Source organism: Paractinoplanes rhizophilus, from assembly GCF_042664765.1.
Taxonomy (GTDB): Bacteria; Actinomycetota; Actinomycetes; order Mycobacteriales; family Micromonosporaceae; genus Actinoplanes; species Actinoplanes rhizophilus.
Genome location: NZ_JBHTBJ010000013.1, coordinates 1 through 25,464, shown reverse-complemented (window position 1 = coordinate 25,464; position 25,464 = coordinate 1). Strand labels below are relative to the sequence as shown.

General features: G+C 71.8%; 19 protein-coding genes, 2 tRNA genes and 1 pseudogene. 12 read left to right on the top strand and 10 right to left on the bottom strand.

Translation table 11 applies throughout. From position 1 onward, the window contains the following. Position 1: 1 nt before the first annotated feature. Positions 2–733, top strand: a complete 732-nt coding sequence (locus tag ACFQS1_RS18970; RefSeq protein WP_378969962.1) for an HAD family hydrolase — start codon at positions 2–4, stop codon at positions 731–733. Between the two features lie 513 nt (positions 734–1,246). Here ACFQS1_RS18970 and ACFQS1_RS18965 read toward each other — a convergent pair. Further along, entirely contained in the window at positions 1,247–1,876 is a 630-nt protein-coding gene (locus ACFQS1_RS18965) for a class I SAM-dependent methyltransferase (RefSeq protein ID WP_378969960.1), read from the bottom strand. Between the two features lie 69 nt (positions 1,877–1,945). Between ACFQS1_RS18965 and ACFQS1_RS18960 the strand changes: the two genes are divergently transcribed. Both ACFQS1_RS18960 and ACFQS1_RS18955 read left to right on the top strand, forming a co-directional pair. After that, positions 1,946–4,810, top strand: coding sequence for a putative bifunctional diguanylate cyclase/phosphodiesterase (locus tag ACFQS1_RS18960; RefSeq protein ID WP_378969958.1), 2,865 nt, complete (start codon positions 1,946–1,948; stop codon positions 4,808–4,810). A 10-nt stretch (positions 4,811–4,820) separates the two neighbouring features. Next, the gene (locus tag ACFQS1_RS18955) at positions 4,821–5,672 is read left to right on the top strand and encodes an HAD family acid phosphatase (RefSeq protein WP_378969955.1); all 852 of its coding nucleotides are present in this window, start codon (positions 4,821–4,823) and stop codon (positions 5,670–5,672) included. A 64-nt stretch (positions 5,673–5,736) separates the two neighbouring features. Here the strand turns inward: ACFQS1_RS18955 and ACFQS1_RS18950 are convergent, their stop codons facing one another. Then, complete coding sequence (locus tag ACFQS1_RS18950; protein ID WP_378969953.1) at positions 5,737–6,120, bottom strand: hypothetical protein; 384 nt, start codon at positions 6,118–6,120, stop codon at positions 5,737–5,739. Positions 6,121–6,282: 162 nt separating this feature from the next. Between ACFQS1_RS18950 and ACFQS1_RS18945 the strand changes: the two genes are divergently transcribed. Next, positions 6,283–9,189 carry a helix-turn-helix transcriptional regulator gene (locus tag ACFQS1_RS18945; protein ID WP_378969951.1) on the top strand — a complete coding sequence of 969 codons (2,907 nt, stop codon included), beginning with the start codon at positions 6,283–6,285 and terminating at the stop codon, positions 9,187–9,189. 96 nt (positions 9,190–9,285) lie between these two features. On the opposite strand, the gene ACFQS1_RS18940 is transcribed toward ACFQS1_RS18945, so the two are convergent. Further along, positions 9,286–10,011 (bottom strand): SDR family NAD(P)-dependent oxidoreductase, encoded by a 726-nt coding sequence (locus ACFQS1_RS18940; protein ID WP_378969949.1) that lies wholly within the window; start codon positions 10,009–10,011, stop codon positions 9,286–9,288. A 72-nt stretch (positions 10,012–10,083) separates the two neighbouring features. Then, positions 10,084–10,428: a histone-like nucleoid-structuring protein Lsr2 gene (locus ACFQS1_RS18935; RefSeq protein WP_378969947.1), complete on the bottom strand. Its 345-nt coding sequence runs from the start codon at positions 10,426–10,428 to the stop codon at positions 10,084–10,086. A 281-nt stretch (positions 10,429–10,709) separates the two neighbouring features. Here ACFQS1_RS18935 and ACFQS1_RS18930 point away from each other — a divergent pair, with 281 nt between their 5' ends. Continuing rightward, a complete protein-coding gene (locus tag ACFQS1_RS18930) occupies positions 10,710–11,858 on the top strand; it encodes a glycoside hydrolase family 12 protein (protein WP_378969945.1) in 1,149 nt (382 codons plus the stop codon). A 199-nt stretch (positions 11,859–12,057) separates the two neighbouring features. Here ACFQS1_RS18930 and ACFQS1_RS18925 read toward each other — a convergent pair whose 3' ends face one another. The 3 genes from ACFQS1_RS18925 to ACFQS1_RS18915 are packed head-to-tail and all read right to left on the bottom strand — an operon-like array spanning position 12,058 to position 15,582. Then, positions 12,058–13,692 carry a GMC oxidoreductase gene (locus tag ACFQS1_RS18925; protein ID WP_378969942.1) on the bottom strand — a complete coding sequence of 545 codons (1,635 nt, stop codon included), beginning with the start codon at positions 13,690–13,692 and terminating at the stop codon, positions 12,058–12,060. A 52-nt stretch (positions 13,693–13,744) separates the two neighbouring features. Continuing rightward, the gene (locus tag ACFQS1_RS18920) at positions 13,745–14,737 is read right to left on the bottom strand and encodes a zinc-dependent alcohol dehydrogenase (RefSeq protein ID WP_378969940.1); all 993 of its coding nucleotides are present in this window, start codon (positions 14,735–14,737) and stop codon (positions 13,745–13,747) included. Between the two features lie 11 nt (positions 14,738–14,748). Next, positions 14,749–15,582, bottom strand: a complete 834-nt coding sequence (locus ACFQS1_RS18915) for a helix-turn-helix transcriptional regulator (RefSeq protein ID WP_378969938.1) — start codon at positions 15,580–15,582, stop codon at positions 14,749–14,751. A 76-nt stretch (positions 15,583–15,658) separates the two neighbouring features. Here ACFQS1_RS18915 and ACFQS1_RS18910 point away from each other — a divergent pair, with 76 nt between their 5' ends. Next, entirely contained in the window at positions 15,659–17,275 is a 1,617-nt protein-coding gene (locus tag ACFQS1_RS18910; protein WP_378969935.1) for an AMP-binding protein, read from the top strand. A gap of 15 nt (positions 17,276–17,290) precedes the next feature. Here ACFQS1_RS18910 and ACFQS1_RS18905 read toward each other — a convergent pair whose 3' ends face one another. From ACFQS1_RS18905 to ACFQS1_RS18895, 3 genes are all read right to left on the bottom strand, one after another. Continuing rightward, the gene (locus tag ACFQS1_RS18905; RefSeq protein ID WP_378970380.1) at positions 17,291–18,838 is read right to left on the bottom strand and encodes an ArnT family glycosyltransferase; all 1,548 of its coding nucleotides are present in this window, start codon (positions 18,836–18,838) and stop codon (positions 17,291–17,293) included. A 63-nt stretch (positions 18,839–18,901) separates the two neighbouring features. Beyond that, positions 18,902–20,566, bottom strand: a complete 1,665-nt coding sequence (locus ACFQS1_RS18900) for an AMP-binding protein (RefSeq protein WP_378969933.1) — start codon at positions 20,564–20,566, stop codon at positions 18,902–18,904. Next, the gene (locus ACFQS1_RS18895) at positions 20,563–21,210 is read right to left on the bottom strand and encodes a hypothetical protein (protein ID WP_378969930.1); all 648 of its coding nucleotides are present in this window, start codon (positions 21,208–21,210) and stop codon (positions 20,563–20,565) included. Before ACFQS1_RS18895 ends, ACFQS1_RS18900 begins: the two co-directional genes overlap by 4 nt. On the opposite strand from ACFQS1_RS18895, the pseudogene ACFQS1_RS18890 reads away from it, so the two are divergent. The 6 genes and pseudogenes from ACFQS1_RS18890 to ACFQS1_RS18865 form a co-directional block, all read left to right on the top strand. Then, positions 21,097–21,513 (top strand): annotated as a pseudogene (locus ACFQS1_RS18890) (TRAP transporter large permease subunit); the annotation flags it as partial. The gene ACFQS1_RS18895 and the pseudogene ACFQS1_RS18890 overlap by 114 nt on opposite strands. 169 nt (positions 21,514–21,682) lie before the next feature. Continuing rightward, positions 21,683–22,561 (top strand): TRAP transporter large permease subunit, encoded by an 879-nt coding sequence (locus tag ACFQS1_RS18885; protein WP_378969927.1) that lies wholly within the window; start codon positions 21,683–21,685, stop codon positions 22,559–22,561. Continuing rightward, positions 22,558–23,559, top strand: coding sequence for a TAXI family TRAP transporter solute-binding subunit (locus ACFQS1_RS18880; protein ID WP_378969925.1), 1,002 nt, complete (start codon positions 22,558–22,560; stop codon positions 23,557–23,559). Before ACFQS1_RS18885 ends, ACFQS1_RS18880 begins: the two co-directional genes overlap by 4 nt. A gap of 201 nt (positions 23,560–23,760) precedes the next feature. Further along, positions 23,761–24,498: a DUF6745 domain-containing protein gene (locus ACFQS1_RS18875; RefSeq protein ID WP_378969922.1), complete on the top strand. Its 738-nt coding sequence runs from the start codon at positions 23,761–23,763 to the stop codon at positions 24,496–24,498. A 624-nt stretch (positions 24,499–25,122) separates the two neighbouring features. Beyond that, a tRNA-Met gene (locus tag ACFQS1_RS18870) sits at positions 25,123–25,195 on the top strand. Between the two features lie 4 nt (positions 25,196–25,199). Then, positions 25,200–25,273, top strand: a tRNA-Arg gene (locus ACFQS1_RS18865). Positions 25,274–25,464 lie beyond the last annotated feature (191 nt).

Here is a 25,464-nt window from a genome sequence, read left to right as displayed (position 1 = left end):
CATGCGTCCCGGCGCCCTGCTCCTGGACTTCGGCGGCGTGCTCGCCGACGCGCCACCCCAGCGATCCGCCCCGCCCGCCCTGGTCCTGCGCATCTACAACCTGTCGCGGGGCGCGCTGACCCCCGGCCAGATCCAGCGCTCGCTCACCGACGGCGCCGCCGCCTACGCCCGCTGGCGCGACGAGGACTGGCCCGACGAGCTGTCCCAGGCCGAGGTCTGGGAGCGGTTCATCCTTCCCGGCTGGCCGCCGGCCGCCCAGGTCCCCGTGCGCGGCGCGGTCAAGAAGCTCTCCTACGAGTGGGCCTATCGCGACAATTGGGACCTTCGCCCCGGCATCCCCGAGGCGCTCGCCACCGCCCGCGACGCCGGCATCCCGATGGCGGTGGTCAGCAACACCCTCTCCGGCGCCGCCCACCGCGACTTCCTCGAGAAGGCCAAAATGTCCGGCTTCTTCGCCGCGCAGATCTACAGCGACGAGGCCGGCGTCCGCAAGCCCAACCCGCAAATGATCTGGAACGCCACCGACCTGCTTAGCGTCGCCCCGCAATCATGCTGGTTCGTGGGCGACAGCCGCCGCCGCGACATCCGGTGCGCCCGCCGGGCCGACGTGGCGCTGGCCGTTCTGATGCGCTCGCCGCGCACCGCCACCGAGCCCGCCGGCCCCTGGCCGGTCGCCGACGAGACCATCGCCGACGGCTTCGAGCTACGCGAATTACTGCAAAAAAGCCTTTGATCGTACGAGGAGGCCGCTTCCCGCCGAATCCGGCCAGTCCCCGCCGCGCAGAACAAGCTGAGTGCAACGCCAGGCCGCAGATCCGCTGCGGCCGAGTGGGCGGCTGCGCAGCGCGATGTTGATGACTTCGCGTTCGTCGCGTGCTATTCAGTCGCGTGCGCCAATTCATCAGAGCGGTCGGCTGAGCGCGGGCGGGCTCCGGTGCGCAGCGCGATGTTGATGAGTTCGCGTTCGTCGCGCGCGCCAATTCATCAGAGCTGCGCGGCGGGGGCCGCCGAGCGTGAGGGGCCCCGCTCGGCGTGACCAGGCACCGTCCGGGCCGTGGCAGCTGGCGCGCCCACCCCCGGAGCCGGCGGCGGGTCGCTCTCGGTGACCAGCCTAGAGGCTAGCAACGGGCCACACCGGCCGCAGCGTGTCCGGCGGGCCGGAGTTGCAGCCAGCCGGTTCCGCGCGGCGGGGACGACCCCGAATTCGGCGGAACGGACCGCGCCCCGTACCCGTGCAAGGAAGCTCTCAACGCACCTGCCACACCGACGTGTGCCGGAACGGCACGCTCTCCAGCGACTCGATCACCGGCACGTCGTAGGCAGCCCGCTCGATCAGGCCGTCGGCGGGGAGGTAGGCGCGGCCCGGATCGCCGACCAGGACCAGGCAGCCGCGGCCCGCCGCGCGGCGCAGGAAAGGCAGCACGCGAGCGGCCATCTCGCGGCTGTAGAAGACGTCGCCGGCCAGGATCACCGCGGCCTCGGGGTCGGTGTCGAGCACGTCGCCCTCGAAGAGCGCGACCTCGACGTCGTTGGCGATGGCGTTGGCCTCGGCGGCGGCCAGCGAGTAGGGGTCGATGTCGTTCGCGGTCACCGGCGCCGCGCCGGCGCGCGCGGCGGCCACCGCGACCAGGCCGGAGCCGGTCGCCAAATCGAGCACGGAGCGGCCGGCCACCAGGCCGGGGTGGTCGAGCAGGTGGCGGGCCAGCGCCTGACCGCCCGCCCAGGCGAAGGCCCAGAACGGCGGGGGCTGCGGGGCGCCGGATTCCTCGGTCTTCTCCCAGAGCTCGATCGGCTCGGCGGCCTGGAAGAGGGAGATCTCGGGGACGAAGGGCACGGCGGCCAGCTCGGTGTGGGCGCGGATGAACTCGAGGAGCACCCGCCGATTGTCTCAACTGGCGCCGGGCCGGGCCGATCTGCGAACCGGAAGTAGGACGAAGGGAGCGGTATGCCGGTCTTCGGCGCGTGGATGGTGGCCCTCGTGGTCGCCTTCTGCCTGGCGCCGGGGCAGCGGCCGGCGATCGGCCTGGCGGCGGGGCTCTCCGCGGTCGCGGCGATCTGGTGGGGCGTGCGGCGCAACCGGGCCGGCGACCGTACGCCGTGGGCCTGGCTCGCGGCGGCGGTGACGTTGTCGACGGCCGGCGGGGCGCTGTTCCCGGCCGACGCCGGGGCGGCGCCGATCATCGCGGCCTATCCCGTGCTGGCCGGTGTGCTGCTGACCTTCGTGCGGCGCCGGGCCGGCCGGGCCCGGGACCGGGCGGCGCTGCTCGACGCGCTCACCGTCACCGCCGGCGGCGCGCTGATCGCGTGGACGTTCGTGCTCGCGCCGCGGGTGGCCGACCACGACTGGCTGATGCTGGCCTACCCGCTCGGGGACCTGCTCTGCCTGGGCCTGGTGACCCGGCTGCTGAGCACCCGCCGGCTGATGGCGGGCAGCCTGCTCGGCGGCGGCGTGGTGCTGATGCTGCTCGCCGACGTGGGGTACGAGCTGGGCTGGATCGGCGACATGGCCGCGCTGGGCCGCTTCGCGTTCTATGCCGGGGCGGGCCTGGCGGCCCTGCACTCCTCGATGAACTTCCTGAGCGTGCCGGCCGGCGAGCCGCCCTCCGAGCGGGGCCGCCTGCGGGTGGCGCTGCTGGCGCTGGTCGCCCCGGCCGTGCTGTTGGCGGTGGGGCCGACCGTGGTGGCGGTGCTGAGCGCGATCACGTTCCTGCTGGTGCTGCTGCGGATGGCCGGCGCGATGGCGAACCACCGGCAGGCCCTCGCCCGCGAGCGCGGCCTGCGGCAGGCGTCGGCGGCGCTGGTCTCGGCGGTCGATGTGGACGCGGTGGCCGACGCGGTGCGCACGGCGGTGGAGCAGTTGCTGCCGCCGCACACCCCACACGGGGTGGTGCTGGCGCGGGCGGTCGCGCAGGACGGGCCGGCGGTGCAGCGCGCGGCCGGGATCGTGCCGACCCGCGACCTGGACTGGGCGGTCGCGGTGCGGCTCACCCAGTTCAGCACCACACTGCGCTGCCCGATGGTCCTGGCGGACCGGCCGGTGGGGGAGCCGCTGGTGGGCGTGCTGCACGTGGGCGCGCCCGAGAAGGAGCTGCCGGGGCTGCGGCGGGCTCTCGAGGTGCTGGCCGGGCAGGCGGCGCTGGCGCTGGAGCGGATCGAGCTCAGCCAGGAGGTGACCCGCCGCGACAGCGAGACCTACTTCCGGACCTTGGTGCAGAACACCGCCGACGTCATCCTCATCCTCGACGACCTCGTCATCCGGTACGCCAGCCCGTCGGCGGTGCGCGTCTTCGGCCTCGACCCGACCGGATCGTCGCTGGCCGACCTGATCCATCCGGACGATCTGCCGCTGCTGTCGCATGACGGCGCCGATCTTCGCGGGCCCGCCGACACGCTGCTCGAAATGCACCGGTCCGATCTGTCGGAGGAGCCGACCGTGGCCGGCGTGGTGCTCACGCTGCGCGACGTGACCCGGCAGCGCCGCCTCGAGCAGGAGCTCACCCACCAGGCGTTCCACGACGCGATGACCGGGCTGGCCAACCGCGTGCTGTTCCACGACCGGCTCGAGCACGCGCTGGCCCGGGGCGCCCGCGACGGCTCGGTGGTCGGCGTGCTCTTCATCGACCTGGACGACTTCAAGATCGTCAACGACACGCTCGGGCACGCGGTCGGCGACGCGCTGCTGATCGCGGTGGCCGACCGGATCGCCGGCGCGCTGCGGGCCGACGACACGGCCGCGCGGCTGGGCGGCGACGAGTTCGCGGCGCTGGTCGAGAACGTCCAGGACCCGGGCGCGGTGGAGGAGACCGCCAACCGCATCCTGGCCGCGCTCGCCGAGCCGATCGTGATCGACGGCGAGACCTCGCTGAACGCGGTGGCCAGCATCGGCATCACCACCACCCCCGAGGCGGACAGCGCCGACGAGCTGCTCCGGCAGGCCGACCTCGCGCTCTACGTGGCCAAGGGGGCCGGCAAGAACCAGTGGCGGCGCTACCAGTCGCACCTGCACGACGCGATGGTGGAGCGGCTGGAGCTGCGGTCGGCGCTCGATCACGCGGTGCACGAGGGGCACTTCCTGCTCGCGTACCAGCCGATCGTGGATCTCGGCTCGGAGGAGCCGGTGGGCTTCGAGGCGCTGGTCCGCTGGTACCACCCGACCAAGGGCGTCGTCGCGCCGGCCGAGTTCATCGCGGTGGCCGAGGAGAGCGGGCTGATCGTGCCGATCGGCCGCTGGGTGCTGCAGCAGGCGCTGCACACGGTCGCGCAGTGGCGCCGCGCCCTGCCGCCGGACCGCCTGCCCTACGTGAGCGTCAACGTCTCGGTGCGGCAGTTCCGCGAGGCGGGCTTCGTCGACGAGGTGCTGCAGGCCCTGGCGTACGCCGGCGTGCCGCCGGCGGCATTGATGATCGAGCTGACCGAGACCTTGCTGGCGGGCGATCACGAAACGGTCTGGCGTGACCTCGCGCTTCTTCGCGAGCACGGCGTACGGGTGGCCATCGACGACTTCGGCACCGGGTACTCGTCGCTCGGCTACCTGCACCGGCGCCCGGTCGACGTGGTGAAGATCGACAAGATGTTCGTCGACGACATGGTGGACAGCCCGCAACAGCTGGCCCTGGTCACCGGGATCGTCGGGCTGGCGCAGACGCTCGGCCTCACGGTGATCGCCGAGGGCATCGAGTCGCCGGTCCACCGCGACCTGCTGGCCCGGCTCGGCTGCCCGCTCGGCCAGGGCTACCTGTGGTCGAGCCCGGTCGACGGCACCGAGGCGCTAGCTCAAATGTCATATGTGCCGGACGGCCGGGCGGCGTAACGTCCGCCGGATGAACATCACTTCCCTGCGCGGTCCCCGCCGCATCGCGGTGGCCGCGGTGGCCGTCACGGCGGCGGTGCTGGGTGGCGCCGGCGTCGGCTGGGCCGCGGCCACGAGCACCGCTCAACCGGCGATCAAAACCATCACGCCACGGTCCGAGAAGGACGTCACCAACATCGACGTGCTGCGTCAGCAGTTGCGCAACTACTACGGCGACCCGCTCGGCACCGGGCAGTTCGCGGCCACGAGCAACTACGCTCGCGAGGCCTCCAAGGTGGCGTCGGAAGGCGTCCGTTATCTGAGCCACCACCGCGCGCACGGCCACGTCACCAAGGCGATCGTCCTGGACGTGGACGACACGACGCTGGCCACCTGGAACTACGAGGTGTTCAGCAACTGGGCGTACAACCCCGCCACCAACGCCGACTACGTCAACGGCCAGAAGTTCCCGGCGGTGCCCGGGATGGTCGCGACCGTGCGGACGGCCGAGCGCGAGGGCTACGCGATCTTCTATCTGACCGGGCGGCCGACCTCGCAGGAGCAGGCCACGCTCGGCAACCTCACCGCCGACGGGGTGGGCGTGGACGCCGGCTTCCCCAAGCCGACGACGCTGCGCGGCGGGGAGGACGGGCTGTTCACCAAGCCGGACGTCAGCGCGTACCCGGCCTATCTGAAGAAGGCGTGCGCCGCCGACCCGGACGGCAAGTGCACGACGATCCACTACAAGGCCGCGACCCGGGCGCACATCGAGTCGCTCGGCTACGACATCGTGGCCAACTTCGGCGACCAGTACAGCGACCTCAAGGGCGGCTACGCCGACCAGACCTTCAAGCTCCCGAACCCGAACTACTACCTGCCCTGACCACACCCGGCGCCACCGGCATGCGGTCCGCTCCGGGTGGAACGGGCCGCATGACGGCGCTCTCTCAGGGCGTCAGCAACAGGGTGTCCCCGACGACGAACGAGTTGTCGAACGGGGCGGCCGCGTTGCCGATCAGGCGGGCCTGGGGCTGAATCAGATCGCCGGAGCGGCCGGCGGTCGCGGCGGCCGGCACCGAGAAGCTGAACAGGTTGTCCCCGGCGGCCGGCCAGTTGGCGTCACCGAAGTTGCCCACGGTCTCCTGGGAGTTCAGCAGCGCGGGGTTGGTGAGGTCGGTCAGCGTGAGCCGGACCCGGTATTTGCCACCGGTGCCGAACAGGGCCCCGCCGACCTCCGCCCGCACTTTGAGGTTGATCGGGGCGCCGGCCTTGAAGTCGTCGTTGTCGCTCTCGATCGTGATGACGTTGACGTCGTTCTGCGCGATGGTCACGGTTGTTCTCCTCGGTCGTTTCGGATGTTCGCAGGCGCCTGCTGTCTCCCAGAGTCGGCGAGCGGCGCCGGCGGCGAATCGTGGAGCGCACCACGAGAATTGGCCTGACGGGTGGCCGACCGTAGCTGGACACCTCGCCGTGGCCGGCAACAGACTCGGTGGGTGCCACCGGAACTGCTGGACCGGCAACGGGAGATCGCCGCCCTCGAGCGGCAGATCCGCGCCGTGCGAGCCGGCTCCGGTCGCCTGATCGTGGTCGAGGGCCCGGCCGGCATCGGCAAGTCGAGCCTGCTCGGCGCGGCCGTCCGCAAGACCCGGACGGCCGGCGTCCGGGTGCTGCGGGCGTGGGCCGCCCCGCTCGAACGCGACGCGGGCTGGGCGGTCGCGCGTCAGCTCTTCCGGCCCATCCGGGCCGGCCCGGAATGGCCCGAGCTGGCGGTGGGCGCCGCCGCTCTCGCGGTGCGGGTGCTCGACCCGGAGCCGCCGGCCCGGTCGCAATCGGGCGATGCCGCGCACACGGGCGCCCACGGGCTGATCTCGCTCGCCTGCGGCCTGGCCGAGCGATCGCCGACGCTGATGGTGATCGACGACGCCCAGTGGACCGACGTCCGGTCGCTGCGCTGGCTCGTGCGATTGACTCACCGGATCGCCCATCTTCCGCTCGGTGTCGTCTGCGCGGTCCGGTCCGGCGAGGCGCCGACCGACACCGGCCTCTTCACTCAGCTGCTCGCCGCGGCGCCGGAGGCCCCGATCCGTCCCCGGCCACTGGACGCGGCCGCCGTGGGGGCGGTCGTCCGCGAGCGGCTGCCCCACGCCGGGCCCGCCTTCGGCGCCGCCGTGCACGCCGCGACCGGCGGAAACCCGTTCCTGCTCGGCGCGCTGCTGGACCACCTCATCGGCGAGCGGATCGAGCCGACGGACGAGACCGCGGCATCGCTGGCCGCCATCGGGCCGGCCCAGGTGACGCGCCGCGTGCAGGCCCGGCTCGGCCGCCTCCCGGCCGGCGCGGACGCCCTGGCCCGGGCCTTCGCCGTGCTCGGCGGCCGGGCGCCGCTGCGCCACGCCCGCGAGGTCGCGGAGCTCGGCGCGGCCGACGCGGCGCGGCTGGCCGACCACCTCCGGGCCGCCGGGCTGCTCGACGGCGACGGCGCCACCTGCGGGCTGACGCATCCGCTGGTGGCCGGCGCCCTGTACGGCGGGATGGCGCCCGGCGAGCGTTCGCTCCGCCATGCGCGGGTGGCCGCGCTCCTGCGGCGGGAGCGGGCCGAGCCGGAGGCGGTGGCCGCGCACCTGCTGCACAGCGAGCCCGCGGCTTCGCCGGCCACCGTCGCGATCCTCCGGGACGCCGCGAGCCGGGCCGAGCAGCGCGGCGAGCCGGCGGGCGCGCTGGCCTTCCTCCGGCGGGCGCTGGCCGAGCCGCCCGCGGATCGTGCCGTCGAGGCCGAGGCGCGCGGCGAGCTGGGACTGTTGCTCGCGGCCCACGGGCAGGCCGGGGCCGGCGCCGAGCTGGAGGACGCGGTGCGGTCGGCGCCGACCCCGGCCCAGCGGGCGCGGATCGCCCTGGCCGGCGGGCGCGCCCTCGCCCTGGCCGGCCAGATCGACGAGTCGATCCAGCTCTGCCGCCTGGGTCTCACCGATGCGGGCCGCCAGGGTCGCGCCGATGCGGACCGCCTGGGTCGCGCCGGGCCGGTCGACGCCGCTTGGCTGCTGACCCGGCTGGAAGCGGAGCTCGTCGGCGCCGCGTGGCTCCGGGCATCGACGGTGGCCGAGGCCCGCGCGCGCCTGCACGACCGCCTCGCCGACCCGGACGGGCACGCGCTGTGGCTGGTCCACGCGGCGTGGGAGTCGGTGTGCGACGCTCGGCCCGCCACCGAGTCGATGGGCCTGCTGACCGCGGCGGTCGCCGGCGGCGCGCTGGCCGATGACGCCGGCCCGATGCTCGGGACCTTCGCCACGCTCACGCAGATCGCGTGCGAGGACTCACCGCTGCCTGCCGGGCGCGGGTGGGTGGGGGCGGCCGGCGACAGCGCCGGGGCGTTGCCTGCTCCGTGGCGAGCGGGTTCGGCCGGGGAGAGCGTTGGGGCGTTGCCTGCTCCGGGGCGTGGGCCGGCGGCACGGGCCCATGAGAGCGCCCTGTGGGCGATCGCGGAATCGCGCCGGGGCCGGATCACCGACGCGGAGGCCGATGCGCGCTCCGCGTTCGAACGCACGTCGTCGGGGTGGGCGCTGGTGGCGCTGGCCGACGCGCTGGTCGAGCTGGACCAGCCGGCCGACGCCGACCTGTTGCTGACGAGCGCCGATCCGCGGCCCGACCTTCTCACCACCGCGATGCTGCTGGAGACGCGTGCTCGTCTGCGGCTCGCCCAGCACCGTCCGGTGGAGGCGCACGACGACTGCCTCGCCGCGGCCCTCGCCTGGCGGCGGCTGGGTGTCGAGCATCCGGGGGTCGCGGGCTGGCGCGTCGACGACTGCGCGGCGCTCGTCGCCCTGGACGACATCGGCGGCGCCCGCAAGCTCGCCGACGAGCATCTCGAGCTGGCCGAGCGGGTCGGTCTGCCCGGCCCGCGCGGGGCCGGGCTGCGGGCCCTGGCGCGGACCGTGGATCGCAGCGAGGCGATCGACCTGCTGCGGCAGTCGGCCGAGCTCCTGGCGGACACCCCGGCCCGGCTCGAGCACACCCGGTCGTTGCTGGCCCTCGGCTCGGCGCTGCGCCGGGCGAATTGCCGCGCGGCCGCCAAGGAGCCGCTCCGGATGGCGCTCGAGACGGCCGACCGCGGCGGGATGCGGATGCTCGCCCGGCGGGCCCGGCGGGAGCTGTACACGGCCGGGGCCCGCCCGCGGCGCGCCGCGGTGTCCGGATGGGACTCGTTGACAGCGGCCGAGCGGCGGGTGGCCGAGCTGGCGGCGGCGGGCTGGAGCAATCCGCAGATAGCCGAGCGGCTTTTCGTCACCCGGCGGACGGTGGAGACGCACCTGACGCACGCCTTCCGGAAGCTGCGCCTGGGGACGCGGCGGGAGCTCGCGGCCTGCTTCGCGAACCGCGCGGCGGACGGCGAGCGGCCGGCTTAGCGACGGCTTGCGGGCGGCCCCCGCGGTCTCGGACCGGAGAGCCGGTGGGCGGCGCGGCCGGTTCGGGCGCGCGGGTCGTGGGGGGTGCCGGCCGGTTCAGGCGCGGGGGCGGCGGGCGGCGCGGCCGGCGTAGAGGCGGTCGGTCAGGAACGGGAGCCCGTTCGCGACGGCCATCGCCGCGCGGTACTTGACCGGGACCACCATGCGGCGGCGCGGCCGGCGCAGGGCGCGCTCGACCGCGGCGGCGACGATCTCGGGTCCGGGGAGGTTCTTGCGGTTGTTGAAGCCGGTGTCGATGAAACCCGGCTCGATCAGCGTCACGCCGATGCCGGTGCCGATCAGCTCCCGCCGCACCGAGTCGGTCATGCCGCGCAGCGCGAACTTGGTGGCGGAGTACGTGCCGCCGAGGCCGATCTCGCCGGCCACCGAGCCGATGTTCACGATCGAGCCGCCGCCCTGCTCGCGCATGATCGGCACGACCGCGCGCATCAGCCGGATCGGCGCCAGGAGGTTCACGTCGATCATCTGGGTGACCACGTCGTCGGCGGCCAGGATCGACGAGTCGCCGCCGACCCCGGCGTTGTTGACCAGGCCGTCGATCCGCCCGCCGACCTCGAGTGCCCGCGCGATCAGCGCCTCGATGGCCGCCGGGTCGCGCACGTCGGTGGGCACCGCGACGGCCGTGCCGATCTGCTCGGCGGCCGTTCGCAGTTCGTCGGCCCGCCGGGCGGCAAGCACCACGGTGCAGCCGGCGCGACCGAGCCGGACCGCGGTGGCGCGGCCGATTCCGCTCGACGCCCCGGTGACGATTACGACTCGCATACTGTCTCCCTTTGCGAGGAAAACGGCGCCGCCGAGTCCGGCGACGCCGTTTATCCGGCTGCTGGGATCAACCTATCGCTTGCTGTGGTACGCCTCGACGATGTGACTCGGGATGCGACCGCGCTCCGAGACCTCGAACCCGTTCTTGTTGGCCCACTCGCGAATCGCCTGATTCTGGTCGCGGCTGGCCCGGCCGGTGGTGGCCGTCGAGCCGCGCCGGGCTGGGGAGACGGCAGTGCTGCGGCCGACCCGGGTGGCCGCGTTCAGGAACGGGTCGAGTGCCTTACGCAACTTGCCGGCGTTCTTCTCGGAGAGGTCGATCGTGTAGTTCACACCGTCGAGTCCGAACTCGACGGTGCGGTCGGCCTCTCCGCCGTCGAGGTCGTCGGTCAGAAGGGTTATTACCTGCTTGGCCATGGTGTGCCTGCTCCTACAACGATGTCATTTGAGTGACGACTATACGCACGCGGCGTGGCGCCGCGAATGTCGATACGCTTTCATTCTGTCTCTCGATAGTTCTCAGTGCAAATTGCCGCTCTGCATGTCGCAATTCTCTCCGCGCGGGCGGGCGCCCCCGACGGATCCTTCGGACGTTGTCGGAGACACCTACTTTTCAGGTTCGTCAATGTCCTGTAACGTGTCGTGGGAGCGCTCCCACCATCCCGTCCCCGCGGGATCCCCTCACAAGGAGCTTCGCAATGAGACGTGCCATCCGCGCCCTCGCGGCGCTCGGCCTCCTGGCCGGCGCGGTCGTGACGGCCTTCGCCGTCGCCGGACCAGCGGCGGCCGATACGCAGATCTGCGAGCAATACGGCAGCACCACCATCGGCGGCCGGTACGTGGTGATGAACAACCGCTGGGGCACCTCGGCCCAGCAGTGCATCAACGTCACCAGCACCGGCTTCTCCATCCAGACCCAGCAGGGCACCGGCAGCACCAGCGGCGCCCCGGTCTCCTACCCGGCGGTCTACCTGGGCTGCCACTACACCAACTGCTCGCCCGGCACCAACCTGCCGATGCAGGTCAGCGCCATCTCCAGCGCGACCAGCAGCATCAACTACCAGTACATCTCGGGCGCCACCTACGACGCCGCGTACGACATCTGGCTGGACCCGTCGCCCAAGAAGGACGGCGTCAACCAGCAAGAGATCATGATCTGGTTCAACCGGCAGGGCTCGATCCAGCCGATCGGCTCGGTGGTCGCCAACGCCAACATCGGCGGCCGTAACTGGGAGGTCTGGCGCGGCAGCAACGGGTCGAACCAGGTCGTCTCCTATGTGGCGCCGTCGCCGATCAGCAGCTGGAGCTTCAGCGTCCTCGACTTCATCAATGACACCAAGAACCGTGGCGCGATCACCAGCTCGTGGTACCTGACCAGCATTCAGGCCGGTTTCGAGCCCTGGATCGGCGGCGCCGGCCTGGCCGTCACCAACTTCTCGGCGTCGGTGAACGGCGGTGGCGGCGGCCCCACCGGCGGTCCCACGACCGGACCGACGACCGGGCCGACGACCGGGCCGACCGGCGGCACCTCCGCCTGCCGGGTCACCTACGGCACGAACGTGTGGAACACCGGCTTCACGGCGAACGTCACCGTCGCCAACACCGGTAGCAACGCCATCAACGGCTGGGCGCTCAACTTCACCCTGCCGGGCGGCCAGTCCATCACCGGTTCGTGGAACGCCAACATCAGCGGCTCGAGCGGCGCGGTCACGGCCCGCAATGTCGACTACAACGGCAGCATCCCGCCCGGCGGCAACGCGTCCTTCGGGTTCCAGGGAACCTACTCCGGCAGTTTCGCCAGCCCGTCCTCGTTCACGCTGAATGGCGCGACCTGCACCAGAGCGTGAGCTCATAGACCCGAGCCGCCTCGTCGCCGATGCTCCGGTGCCGGGGCGGTTCGTCCAACTCAGCTGGCTGGCGTCGCCTCCGGCGCCGCGGGCGATCGCCCCTTTCAGGCTGATGGGGAGGCAGGCGACTTTCCGGCGCCGCAAACCCCGCGGCGACGAAAAGCCGACTGCCTCCCCATCAGCGGGGCGATCGCGGCAGTTACCAATTCTGCGGACGTAAGGCGGCGGGCGCGCCGGTCGGAACTGCTGGCTTGTGCGGCGCGATCGGAGCGAGGCGTTCGTATTGTGTGCCGAGGGGTGGGCGGGGGTCGGTGTCGCCCTTGTTGGGCCATAGGGACATTGCGCGCTCGGCCATCGCGGTGATGGTCAGGGACGGATTCACGCCCAGATTGGCCGGGACGGCCGAGCCGTCGACGACGTGCAAACCGTCATAGCCGTAAACGCGGTGATACGGATCCAGCACGCCGGTGTCCCGGGAATCGCCGATCGTGGCGCCGCCGAGAATGTGCGCCGTCATCGGAATGTCGAAGATGTCGCCGACCGTGCCGCCCGGGAAACCGCCGATCTTCTCGGCGATCCGGCGCACCGCCTCGTGGCCCTGCGGGATCCAGGTCGGGTTCGGCTCGCCGTGCCCGGGGCCGGTCGTCAGCCGGCCGCGCTTGGTGCGCCGCACGGTCAGCGAGTTGTCCAGCGTCTGCATGACCAGCGCGATGATCGTGCGCTCGCTCCACCGGCGCACCGAGAGCGAGCGCGCCAGCACGTACGGATGCCGCAGCGCCTGGCCGAGGAACTTGATCGGGCGCGGCACCCGGCCGCCGCCGTCGACCAGCAGCGTGGCGAGCAGTCCCATCGCGTTGCTGCCCGGGCCGTAGCGGACCGGCTCGATGTGGGTCGTGGCGTCGGGGTGGAACGACGAGGTGATCGCCACGCCCCGGGAGTACGGCTCGGCGGGCACGGCGCCGGCCTGCGCGCCGAGCAGGGCCTCGGAATTGGTGCGGGTCAGCGAGCCGAGCCGCGCCGAGATGCCGGGCAGCACGCCGGTGTCGCGCATCGCGTGCAGCAGCCGCTGGGTGCCGAGCGCGCCGGCCGCGAGGATCACCTGGTCGGCGGTGAAAGTCCGCTTGTCGCGGGTCTCGATGGTCCAGCCCGGGCGAAGCGCGACCACCTCGGTGTCGGGGAAGACGGTCGCACCGGCCTTCTCGGCCAGATAGAGGTAGTTGACGTCGAGGCGGTTCTTGGCGCCCACCTTGCAGCCGATCATGCAGTTGCCGCACTGGGTGCAGCCGGTCCGCGCCGGGCCCGCGCCGCCGAAGTACGGGTCGGGCACGGTCTTGCCGGGCTCGCCGAAGAACACCCCCACGGGCGTACGCCGGAAGGTCGCACCCACCCCCATGTCCTCGGCCACCTGCCGGATGACCACGTCGGACGGCGTCATCGTGGGCTGCTCGGTCACGCCGAGCATGCGCGAGGCCTGGTCGTAGTGGGGCGCGAGCTCGGCCGCCCAGTCGGTGATGCCCGACCAGTGCGGGTCGTCGAAGAACGTGGCCGGCGGGCGGTACAGCGTGTTCGCGTATACCAGGGAGCCGCCGCCGACCCCGGCCGCCGACAGCACGACGATGTCCTTGAGCAGGGTGATCCGCTGGATGCCGCGCAGGCCCAGGCGCGGCGCCCAGAGGAAGTTGCGCAGATCCCACGAGGTCTTGGGCAGGGTCGCCGGGGTGAAGCGGCGGCCCGCCTCGAGCACCCCGACCCGGTAGCCCTTCTCGGTGAGGCGCAGCGCGCTGACGCTGCCGCCGAACCCGCTGCCCACGATCACGACGTCGAAGTCCGCCATCGCACCACCCTGTCATTACCGGCCGGTAACCGGAAGGGGTGGGACTCTCCTTTCAGGGCTCGATGAGCACCTTGATGTGCTCACCCGAGGCCGCGTCGGCAAAGGCGGCCGCCGCCCGGTCCAGCGGATGGACGGCGGTGACCAGGTCGGTGACGTCGACGGCGCCGGAGGTCAGCAGGCCGATCGCGCCGGCGAAGTCCGCGGGCAGATAGGTCGCGCTGCCCTGGATGCGCAGCTGGCTGTCCTGCACCATCGGCAGCGGGATCGTCACCGGCGCCGGCGGGACGCCGACCACGACGACCGTGCCGCCCTTGTTCGCCATGGTCAGCGCCTGGTCCATGGTGGACTGCTCGGCGACGCAGTCGAAGACCACGTCGGCGCTCTCCCCGAGCGCTTCCCGGGCGAGGAACGCGGCGTCCGCGGCGGTCGCGTCGATCACCGCGTCCGGGCCGAACTTGGCGGCCCGCTCCCGGCTGCGCGCCGACCGCGCGGTCATCACCACCTGCGCGGCGCCCTGCGCGCGGGCCACCATCAGCGTGAGCAGCCCGATGGTGCCGGCGCCCAGAATCGCCACGGTCTTGCCGGCCAGCCCGCCGGCGAGCCGGGACGCGTGCACGGGTGTGCCGAGCGGCTCGATGAAGGCGGCCCGCCGCCAGTCGAGCTCCGCCGGGATCACGTGCAGCCGCCGCTGGTCGACCGTGAAGTAGTCGGCCATGCCGCCCTGATCGTGCGCGCAGCCGAAGAAGCGCAGCCGCTCGCAGACGTTCTGGCGGCCGGCCCGGCACTGCTTGCACTCCCAGCAGGGCAGGAACGGCTCCAGCGTGACCCGCGTGCCGACCGCGAGCGATACCCCCGGGCCGACCGCCTCGACCGTGCCGCTGACCTCGTGACCGGGCGGATAGGGGAGCGTGATGAAGGGGTGTCGGCCCTGCCAGGCGTGCACGTCGGAACCGCACACGCCGGCCGCCGCCACGCGTACGAGAGCCTGATTTTGATCGGGAATCGGCACCTCGGCGTCGGCCACTGTCACTCCCGTGGGAGTCACGACGACCCGCCTCACGGCAGATACCCCAGCCGGCGTGCGGTCACAATCGTCTCCATCCGTCCGTGCGTGCCCAGTTTGCGCATCGCGTTGCGCAGGTAGCTCTTCACCGTCTCGGGCAGCAGTCCGAGCCGGCGGGCCGCCTCGGCGTTGCCGCACCCGACCGCGACCATGGCCAGCACGTCCAGCTCGCGCGGCGAGAGCGGGTTGCTTTCGCCGGCGGCGGGCCGATGCGCGACCAGGCGGTCGGAGATCTGCTGGAGACGCGCCTTCAGCTCCGGGTCCGAGGTCTCCGCGGCCAGGGTACGCAGATCCGCATGGGCCAGCCGCACCTCCTCCCACTCGCCGGCGGTGGCGTCGGGCGCGCCCCGGGCCGCGGCCGTCTCCAGCTCGGCCATCCGGCGGGCGACCTCGCGGCGGACGGTGACCTCGGTGCCCAGCCGCAGCGCGATCCGGCCCATCGCGTCGAGCGCCCGGCCGCCGACGGCGACCGGCTCGCGGGTGCCGGCGTAGAGAACGGCCAGCACCGAGCCGCCCATCGCGACCGGGACCGCGGCGATGGCCCGCAGCCCCTCGGCGGTGACCGGCGCGTCGTACTCGTGGCTGATCCGCGGATCGGCCGCGTAGTCCTCGACCCGGCCGGGCCGCGCGGTGGTCACCACCCGCCCGCCGAGCCCGTGCCCGGCGCTGACGATCAGCCCGTGCAGCGCGAGGGTCGACGTGCCGGCGAAGTCGGAGAGGCGCATCTGCCGCGGATCAGCCGTCACGACGCCGCCGAAGGCGACCGGCAGCCCGGTGGCCCGGCGGATCCGGCCGAGCGCGGTCGGCAGGTCGGCTGTTTCGAGCACGGGGACAGCATGTCATCGGACCTCTACCCCCGAACAGGGGTGGCGTGAATGCGGTCCGCGGGCCCATGCTGCGGAAATGTTGTCCTACGCGTCCGGCACCAGCACCGCGCCCCTGCTCGGCGAGACGATCGGGGCCAACTTCGAGCGCGCCGTCGCCCGGTACGGCGACCGGGAGGCCCTGGTCGACGTCGCGGCCGGACGGCGCTGGACCTACGCCGAGCTCGACGCCGACGTCAACCGGCTGGCGCTGGGGCTGCTGCGCCGCGGGATCGCCAAGGGGGACCGGGTCGGGATCTGGGCGCCGAACTGCGGGGAGTGGGTGATCACGCAGTACGCGACCGCGAAGATCGGGGCGATCCTGGTCAACGTCAATCCGGCTTATCGGACGCATGAGCTCGAGTACGTGGTGACGCAGTCCGGCCTGTCGCTGCTGATCAGCGCTCTGTCCTTCAAGAGCAGCGATTACCGCGAGATGGTCTCGTCGATCGGTTTCACCGATGTCGCCTACATCGGCTCGGACAGCTTCGCCGACCTGTTCGCCGACGGCAACATGTCGGAAATTTCGGCACATGGCGCGTCGCTGGCCTTCGACGACCCGATCAATATCCAGTACACGTCCGGGACGACCGGCTTCCCCAAGGGCGCGACGCTCTCGCACCACAACATCCTCAACAACGGCTATTTCGTCGGCGAGCTGATCAACTATACCGAGCAGGACCGGGTCTGCCTGCCGGTGCCGCTCTACCACTGCTTCGGCATGGTGATGGGCAACCTCGGCGCGACCTCGCACGGCGCCTGCATCGTGCTGCCGTCGCCCGGCTTCGACCCCGCGGCCACCCTCGCCGCGGTGGCCGCCGAGCGGGTGACCTCGCTCTACGGCGTGCCCACGATGTTCATCGCCGAGCTGGGCCTGCCCGGCTTCGCCGACTACGACCTGTCGTCCCTGCGCACCGGGATCATGGCCGGATCGCCCTGTCCGGTCGAGGTGATGAAGCGGGTGGTCGCCGAGATGAACATGGCCGAGGTGGCGATCTGCTACGGCATGACCGAGACGTCCCCGGTGTCCACGATGACCCGCCCGGACGACAACCTGGCCCGCCGCACCGAGACGGTCGGCCGGGTGATGCCGCATCTGGAGTCCAAGGTCGTCGACCCGGCGACCGGCCTGGTCGTTCCGCGTGGCGAGCCCGGCGAGCTGTGCACCCGCGGTTACTCGGTCATGCTCGGCTACTGGGACCAGCCGGAGGCTACCGCCGACGCGATCGACGCGGCCCGCTGGATGCACACCGGCGACCTGGCCACCATGGACGAGGACGGATACCTCAACATCGTCGGCCGCATCAAGGACCTGGTCATCCGCGGCGGCGAGAACGTGTACCCGCGCGAGGTCGAGGAGTTCCTCTACGGCCACCCGGACATCGCCGACGTCCAGGTGATCGGCGTCCCCGACGCCAAGTACGGCGAGGAGCTGATGGCCTGGATCGTGATGCGCCCGGAGGCGGCGCCGCTGACCGCCGAGGCGGTGCGGGACTACTGCGCCGGCCAGCTCACCCACTACAAGATCCCGCGGTACGTGCACGTCGTCGACGGCTTCCCGATGACCGTGACCGGCAAGGTCCGCAAGGTGGAGATGCGCGAGCGGGCCGTCGAGATCCTCGGCCTGCGGGACGCCGCCCGCATCCGCAACGCCTGACCGGCCGGCGCCACCTCAGCGGCGATAAATGGTGATGGAATACCCGACTTCGTCGATCGGACGGCTGGAGTCGATGAGCTGCTTGAGCTTGCCCTTGGCCAGCGCCACCCGGGAATCCGACACCACCAGCAGCCCGCGCACCTGGTCGTTCGGCACCGCGAGCGGGTTTCGCGCCGAGATCCCGTAATAGGCGGGGACGCCGCTGCCCTTGTAGACCAGCCACACCGGCTCACCCGGATACCGCTCCCGGAGCCGGCCGGACAACCGCGGCAGATCCTGCCCCCAGTCCACGTTCGAGTCGTGCAGGTTCAGATGCGTGTGCGACGTCCCGCCGAACGCCTCGTTCGAATACGGCAGATAAAAGGGGAAGGTCCGAACGGAGCTGACCGCCACGAAGGCGACCAGCACGGCCGCGACCGCGTGCGCCCACCGGAACCGGATCGCCACCACGGTGCCCGCGACCACGGCCAGGAACACCGGCATGAAGATCACGTACCGCGAGCCGTAGTCGCGCGACCCGGTCATCGCCACCAGCATCAGCAACCCGGCCGGCACCAGCAGATACAGCGTCGCCACCCGCAGCGCCGGCTTGACCAGCATGGTGATCGTGCCGGCCAGCCACAGCGCGATCATCCCCAGCGGCGTCTTGATCAGCAGCGCGGCCGGCGCGTAATACCAGAGCGACCCGCGATAGGCCTTGCCGAACAGGAACCCGTTGAACGTCCGCGACTCGAACCGGAACTGGATCAGCACCCCGTCCCGATAGGCCTTCGGCAACGGCAGCAGGTCGACCGCCATCCCCTTCAGCCCGCCCGGGTTGCTCGCCAGCGCCGGCGTGGTCCACCGCAGCCGCGGATCCACCGCCAGATACACCAGCCACACCACCGCCGTGGCGATCAGCCCCACCGCGATCGCCGCCACCACGCGCCAGGCCATCCGCTTCCACCAGGCGCCCGGTCGGCCCACCACAAAAGGCGACAAGAGCGTCAAGAGCAGGACCAGGGGTACGGCGGGGAGCGAGCTCATGCGCGTCGCGAGCGCCGCCCCGAGCGCCACCCCGGCCAGCGGAAGGTAGAGCCGGGGCCGGGTCCGTGACCGCCACATCATCCAGAAGGTGGTCAGCAGCAGGCCCGCCGCCGGCACGTCCAGCGTGGCCAGCGACCCGTGCGCGATCACGTCCGGCGAGAACGCGTAGAGCGCCAGCGCCACCAGCCCCGCCCACGGCCCCGCGAGGTCCCGGGCGAAGCCCAGCACCACCAGCCCGAACAGCAGCGTCAGCACGATCATCGGCAGCCGCGCCGCGAGCATCAGCCGATAGGGGTTGTTGCCGGTCTCGTACAGCACGTGCCGGCCGAGGTTGGTCTGGTTGCCGGTGAAGGCCGGGTCGAGGTACGGCTTCTCGAAGGCCAGCCCGGCCGCCATCACCAGCTTGCCGAGCGGCGGATGCTCCGGGTTGTACCGCAGGCTGTGCTGCTGGGTGAGCACCTCGGCCGTGCCGACGTACACCGGCTCGTCGATCGTCGGTGACTGCTGGACCGCCGTGGTGACCATGGCGAACGCCATCCCACCGAGCAACGCGACGACGACGAGCAGGTAGATCAGGCGACCGCGGGACACCGCGCAACGTTAGCCGGTGAACTCGCCCGCCGGCCGGGACTCCGGGTCGGCGTGCTTCTCGTGTTCGGCCGCGCGCAGCTCGACGCGGCGGATCTTGCCGGAGATCGTCTTCGGCAGCTCGGCGAACTCCAGCCGGCGGATCCGGGCGAAGGGCGGCATGTGCTCTCGCGCGTACGCGAAAATGGTCTCCGCGGTCTCGGCCGTCGCCGGAAATCCCTCCGCGAGCACGACGTAGGCCTTCGGCACGGCCAGCCGCAGCGGGTCGGGCGACGGAACGACGGCCGCCTCCACCACCGCCTCGTGCTCGAGCAGCACGCTCTCCAGCTCGAACGGCGAGATCCGGTAGTCGGAGGCCTTGAACACGTCGTCGGTGCGCCCCACGTACGTGATGTAGCCGTCGTCGTCCCGCGACGCGACGTCGCCGGTGTGGTAATACCCACCGGCCATCCGCTCGGCGGTGAGCCCGGGATCACCGTGATAGCCGGCCATCAGCCCGGTCGGCCGCGGATCGAGCGCCACACAGATCTCCCCCTCGGTGGCGGGTTCCCCGGTCAGCGGGTCGAGAAGCTCGATCGAGTAGCCCGGCACCGGCCGGCCCATCGAGCCCGGCTTGACCGGCTGCCCCGGCGTGTTGGCGATCTGCACGGTCGTCTCGGTCTGCCCGAAGCCGTCCCGGATGGTCACCCCCCACGCCTTCTTGACCTGGTCGATGACCTCGGGGTTGAGCGGCTCGCCGGCCCCGACGACCAGGCGCGGCGGGGTGCGCAGCGCGGCGAGGTCGGACTGGATCAGCATCCGCCAGACGGTCGGCGGGGCACAGAAGCTGGTCACGCCGCACCGCTGCATCTCGGCCAGCAGGCGGCCGGCGTCGAAGCGGGTGTAGTTGAAGATGAACACGCACGACTCGGCGTTCCAGGGGGCGAAGACGTTGCTCCAGGCGTGCTTGGCCCAGCCCGGCGAGGAGATGTTGAGGTGGACGTCGCCGGGGCGCAGGCCGATCCAGTACATCGTGGAGAGGTGGCCCACCGGGTACGACTGGTGGGTGTGCTCGACGAGCTTCGGCCGGGCGGTCGTCCCGGACGTGAAGTAGAGCAGCAGCGTGTCGGTCGCCTGGGTGGCGGCGTCCGCCGCGAACCCGGCATCTTCGGCATAGGCGTCCGCGAAGGCGCGCCAGCCCTCGACCGCCTCGCCCACGGCGATCTTGGTGGCGTCGACGGCCGCGAACTTGGCGGCGGCGGACGACAGCGCGATCACATGCTTGGCGCCGCCCCGGGCCACCCGGTCGGCGGCGTCGGCCGGGCCGAGCAGGGGAGTGGCGGGGATCAGCACGGCGCCGAGCTTCATGACGGCCAGGATCGTGTCCCACAGCTCCACCTGATTGCCGAGCATCAGGACGATCCGGTCACCGCGCCGCACGCCCTGCGCACGCAGCCAGTTCGCCACCTGATTCGACCGGCGGGACATCTCGGCGAACGAGAAGCGCTGCTCCGAGCCGTCCTCCTCGACGATCCACAGCGCGGGCGCGTCGTTCCCCGCGGCGATCACGTCGAACCAGTCGAGCGCCCAGTTGAACTCGCCGAGCGCGGGCCACGCGAACCCGGCCCCGGCCGCCTCGTAGTCTGCCGAATGCTCCAGCAGGAAGTCCCGCGCCGCCCGGAATGCCGCCGTCGTCATCCCCACAGCCTGCGCCCGGCTGCCCGGCCACGCCACCCCCGGACGGGGGTGCTCGGGTCGCGCCGGTTCCGCTTTCCGACCGGTTGTCCTACTGTCCATCCATGGGCGGTGATCGATATGAGGCGGTGCTGGACGACCCGCCCGCCGTTCACTACGACGACGAGGAGCTGCCGGCCCGTAACCTCACCGGCCGCATCGGGCTCGGCGTCTCGATCGTCGCGTTCCTGGTCGCCGTGCTCGTGCTGTGGCAGGTCTTCCGGCCCCTGGCCCGGGGCAGCCAGTTCTACCTGATCATCTTTCTGGCCGGAACGCTGCCGCTGGTCTTCCTCGCGTACCGGTCTCGATTGCCGTTCTTCGGGACGAACGGCCGGGACCGGCCGACGCTGCCGGACTGGCTCCTGGCCGGCGCCGCCGTGATCGTCTGTCTCTACCCGGTCAACCCCCTGCGCGGCGGGTACGACGGCTTCCTCGACCGGCAGGGCCTGCTCGAGCCGATCGACATCGTCTTCGGCGCCGTGTTGCTGATCCTGGTGGTGGAGGCCTGCCGGCGCACGACCGGGGTCGCGCTGCCGATCGTCTGTCTCGCTTTTCTCGCGTACGGGTACTACGGCGGCCTCCTGCCGCAGCAGTGGCCGATCGCGCACGCCGGACTCGATTTCTCCCAGATCGTCGACGCGCTGTACAACTCGGGCAGCGGCTTCTACGGCACCCCGCTCGACGTGGCGGCGACGTACATCGTGCTGTTCACCATCTACGGCGCGGTGCTCGACCTCTCGGGCGCGAGCCGCTTCTTCGTCGATCTGTCGGTGGCCGCCTTCCGCAAGTCCCGCAGCGCGGCCGGCCGCACCGCGGTGGCCGCCGGCTTCCTGCTCGGCACCGTCTCCGGCTCGGGCACCGCGACCGCGGTCAGCGTCGGCGCGGTCACCTGGCCGATGCTGCGGCGGGCCGGCTACCCCGCCGACCAGGCCGGCGGCATGCTGGCCGCGGCCGGCGTCGGCGCGATCCTCTCCCGCCCACGCTCGCTTCCGGGTCCGCGCCCTCGACACGCCGCCGGCCGGCGCATGGCGGCTGCTGCTCCGCTTCGGCTACCACTTCTCCTCACTGATCCTGATCATCGTGCTCCTGGCGCTCGACATGAGCGCGACCCGGGCCGTCGTGTACGCCACGCTGGCCGCGTTCCTGCTGTCGTTCCTCGACCGGCAGGCGTGGATGACCCCTCGCCGGATCTTCACGGCGCTCGCCGCCGGGGTGCGCGGCGTGCTGCCAGTGGTCGCGGTCTGCGCCGCGGCCGGCATCATCACCGCGATCACCACCAAGACCGGCCTCGGCGCGCAGCTGGCGTCGCTGCTGGTCTCGGGCGCGCGGGCGGTCACCTCCAACCCGACCGCGATCCTGGCGCTGACCGTGGTCCTGGCCGCGGTCGCGCTGGCCATCCTCGGCCTGGCCGTCCCGGTCACGGCCAGCTTCATCATCGGCTGGGTCATCATCGGGCCCGCGCTGCTCGGCCTGGGCGTCCCGGCGCCCGCCGCCGCGATGTTCGTCTTCTACTACTCGGTGCTCTCCGAGGTGACCCCGCCGACGGCGCTGGCCGCGGTGGGCGCGAGCGCGATCACCGGCGGGCGCACGATCCCGACGATGTGGCAGACCCTCAAGTACGCGCTGCCCGCGTTCCTCGCGCCGATCGCCTTCGTGCTGACCGGCAACGGGTCCTATCTGCTGGGCCGGGGCTCCTTCGTCGGCATCCTGTGGGCCACGGCGGTCGCCATGCTCGCCGTGCTGGGGCTGGCCGTGGCCACCGGCGCCTGGTTCCCCGGGATCGGCCCGGCGCCCCTCGCGGCCCGCATCCTGGGCGCCGCGGCCGGTCTGCTCCTGCTCTATCTGGAGCCGCTGACGATCGCGCTCGGGGTGGGGGCGCTCGTGGCGGCCGCCGGCATATCCCTTTTATCGGCTAAAACGCCTTCTCCTCCAGTCAAAGTAGAAACGGGGATGACATGAGACGAACCGCATCAGCCGTTGCCGCCCTCGTACTCGTCGGGGGTCTTGCCTCTTGTGGCGGCCGGCAGGACGCCGCCTCGACCGACGCCGGCGGCGCGGTGACCTGCGAGGTCGACCAGGAGACCCGGGTCGGCATCGCCACCGGCAACGCGACCGGCGTCTACTTCGCGCTCGGCAACGCCTACGCCGAGCAGATCGGCGCGGCCGGCGGCAAGCTCAAGGCCACGGCGGCCGAGACCGGCGCCTCGGTCCAGAACATCCAGCAGGTCGTCGCCGGCACCTACAACGTCGCGTTCGCGCTGGCCGACACCGCCGCCGACGCCATCAACGGCACCGGCAGCTTCACCTCCAAGCAGCCGATCGCCGCGCTGGCCCGCATCCACACCAACTACACCCACGTGATCGTCCGATCCGGCGCCGGCATCAAGGACGTCGCCGGCATGCGCGGCAAGCGGGTCTCCACCGGCTCGCCGAAGTCCGGCACCGAGGTCATCGCCAACCGCATGCTCACCGCCGCCGGCCTCGATCCCGCCAAGGACATCAGCGCCCAGAAGCTCGACCTCACCAAGACCGTCGACGGCCTGAAGAACGGCTCGATCGACGCCATGTTCTGGTCGGGCGGCCTGCCCACGCCCGGCATCACCGATCTGCTCACGACCGCCGCGGGCAAGGTGGAGTTCCTCGACGTCACGCCGTTGCTGCCCGACCTTCAGAAGATCAATCCGGTGTACGAGGCCGGCACCGTCCCCGCCGCCACCTACCGGACCCCCGCGGACGTGCCCACCGTCATCGTTCCGAACTTCCTGCTCGTCCGCGACGATCTGGATCCCGACGTGGCCTGCGTCCTCACCCGGGTCCTCTTCGACCACAAGGCCCAGCTCGAACAGGCCAACGCGGCCGCCAAGGAGATCAGCCTCGACACCGCCCGCAAGACCGACCCGGTGCCCCTGCACCGCGGCGCGGTCAAGGCCCTCGACGACCTGAACGCCCCCAAATAGCCGCCGTTTCCGGCTTGCCGAATCGCGGTCCGGTCCTCATCATGATCACATGACCATCTCTCGAAAGGGCGTGCGCGCCCTCGCGCTTTGATCGCCCCCGCGCGGCGTACGGCCGCGCTTTCCGCGCTGCGAACCGGCTCGCTCAGGTCGGAGCTCTGGCGCCGGGCCACTGAGATTCGCCGGGAATGGCAGGACATCGGGGTGTCGACCGAGCCGGCCGACCGCTCCCTGACCGAGGAAGCCATCGCCTCGATCTACGCCCGGCACCGCCGTCCCCGCCCCGAATTCCGCTGGGTGGCATCGCCGTATGCCGCACTTCCGCACCTGGCCGGCTTCCCCACCCACCAGACCCTTCGGTCCTGGGTGGACACGCGCCGCCCACCCGGACGCCCACCGATCGCGAGCGACATCGCCGCCGGCCTGTCCCGGCTGCGCTCCGACCTGTCCGAGGGCTTCGTCGAGCCGGCCCCCGACCGCCCGTTGATGAAGCGTCCCCAGGGCAAGCCGTGGCCCAGCCTCCCACCGCTCGAGGCCCTGGACGCCGGACTCCCCTTCCAGGAGCTCCTCCGGCAGGGAGTTCGCGAGGCGCTGTTCCGCAGCCTCGCGGCCGGCATCTATCTGCCCATCCGCGCAGCCCTAACCGCGGCTGCCCTTCCGGTCGGCTGGTATGGCCATCAGGACGCCGCGTGGATCGGCCACCTGGACGCGCTGCGCCGGCTGGGGCTGGTGTCGGGCGGGCAGAGCGCCGCCTTCGAGCCCTGGGTGACCCTCGCCCGCGCCGGCGGCTGGTGGTGGCCCGGGGAGCGGGTCTGCGTGCTGGTCGACCGGCCGGCCGTTCTCCGCGTCGAGCCGGTGCCCGGCGCCTGGGCGGGCGAGATTCGCCTTCGCCGTGTTCCCGGCACCTCCGCCGTCGAATATCGCGACGGCTGGACGATTTGATCCCACGGCCCGGCGGCCACCAGGTCGCCGGGCCATTCTTGGAATCGGCGCGAAAAAGGATTGTCAGCCTCGATAGTTTTCGTCTACTGTTTGGGAAGTCCGCAGGGAGCGCGCACGAAAGGGGTTCGAGATGATGTGGCAGGCCGCCAGTCGGGTCGACCTCGCCGCGCTTGGTGCGACGTTCGATGGTGATGGTATTGGTGGCGGCATCGCCGAGCCCGCGGGCCGGTGCATGCGACGAGAGACGAATTGGCGCTCCCCGGGAGTGAGCTGGCGAAACGGCTGACGCCGTCACGGATTCCGCCGCCGCCCTCCCATTCTGGGGAGAGGCGGCTTCTTCGTCTCCGGGGGTCTCCGAGGCCGGTGGCGGTTCTTCGCCGGATAGCCTCCTCCGAGACGCGCTTAGCTCAATTGGCAGAGCGACGGTCTCCAAATCCGTGTGTCGCGGGTTCGATTCCGGCCGCCCGTGTGCGCAAATTGAATAGCGAATTCTGACATCCCCGAAATGGGGCGAGGAGCGGCGGCTCACGCGGGCCGGCTCGGCGGGTAAGGCGACCGCCGGGCTCGCTGGACGGGAATACTTGCGCTACCCGGCCAACGCGCGCCGCCGCCCTCGCCCAACAGGTCGTCGTAGCTCAGCGGTAGAGCGCCGCCCTCATAAGGCGGAGGCCGGATGGTTCGACACCACCCGACGACATCGAACCCCCGTGGCGCAACGGGACAGCGCGCCGGACTACGAATCCGGAGGCTGGGAGTTCAAGTCTCCCCGGGGGTGCTTGCAGGGTGGAGCAGCTCGGAGTGCTCGCGGGTTTCATAGGCCCGAGGTCGTGGGTTCAAATCCAGGGCCCCGGCAAAGTCGTGGTGGTGTCCGACTTGGGTGGATCAAGGTAGAAGCGCCTCGGTTGGCGGCAGCAGGACGGGCATGACCGGTTCAGAAGATCATCAAGGTTCCTACGCCACGATGAT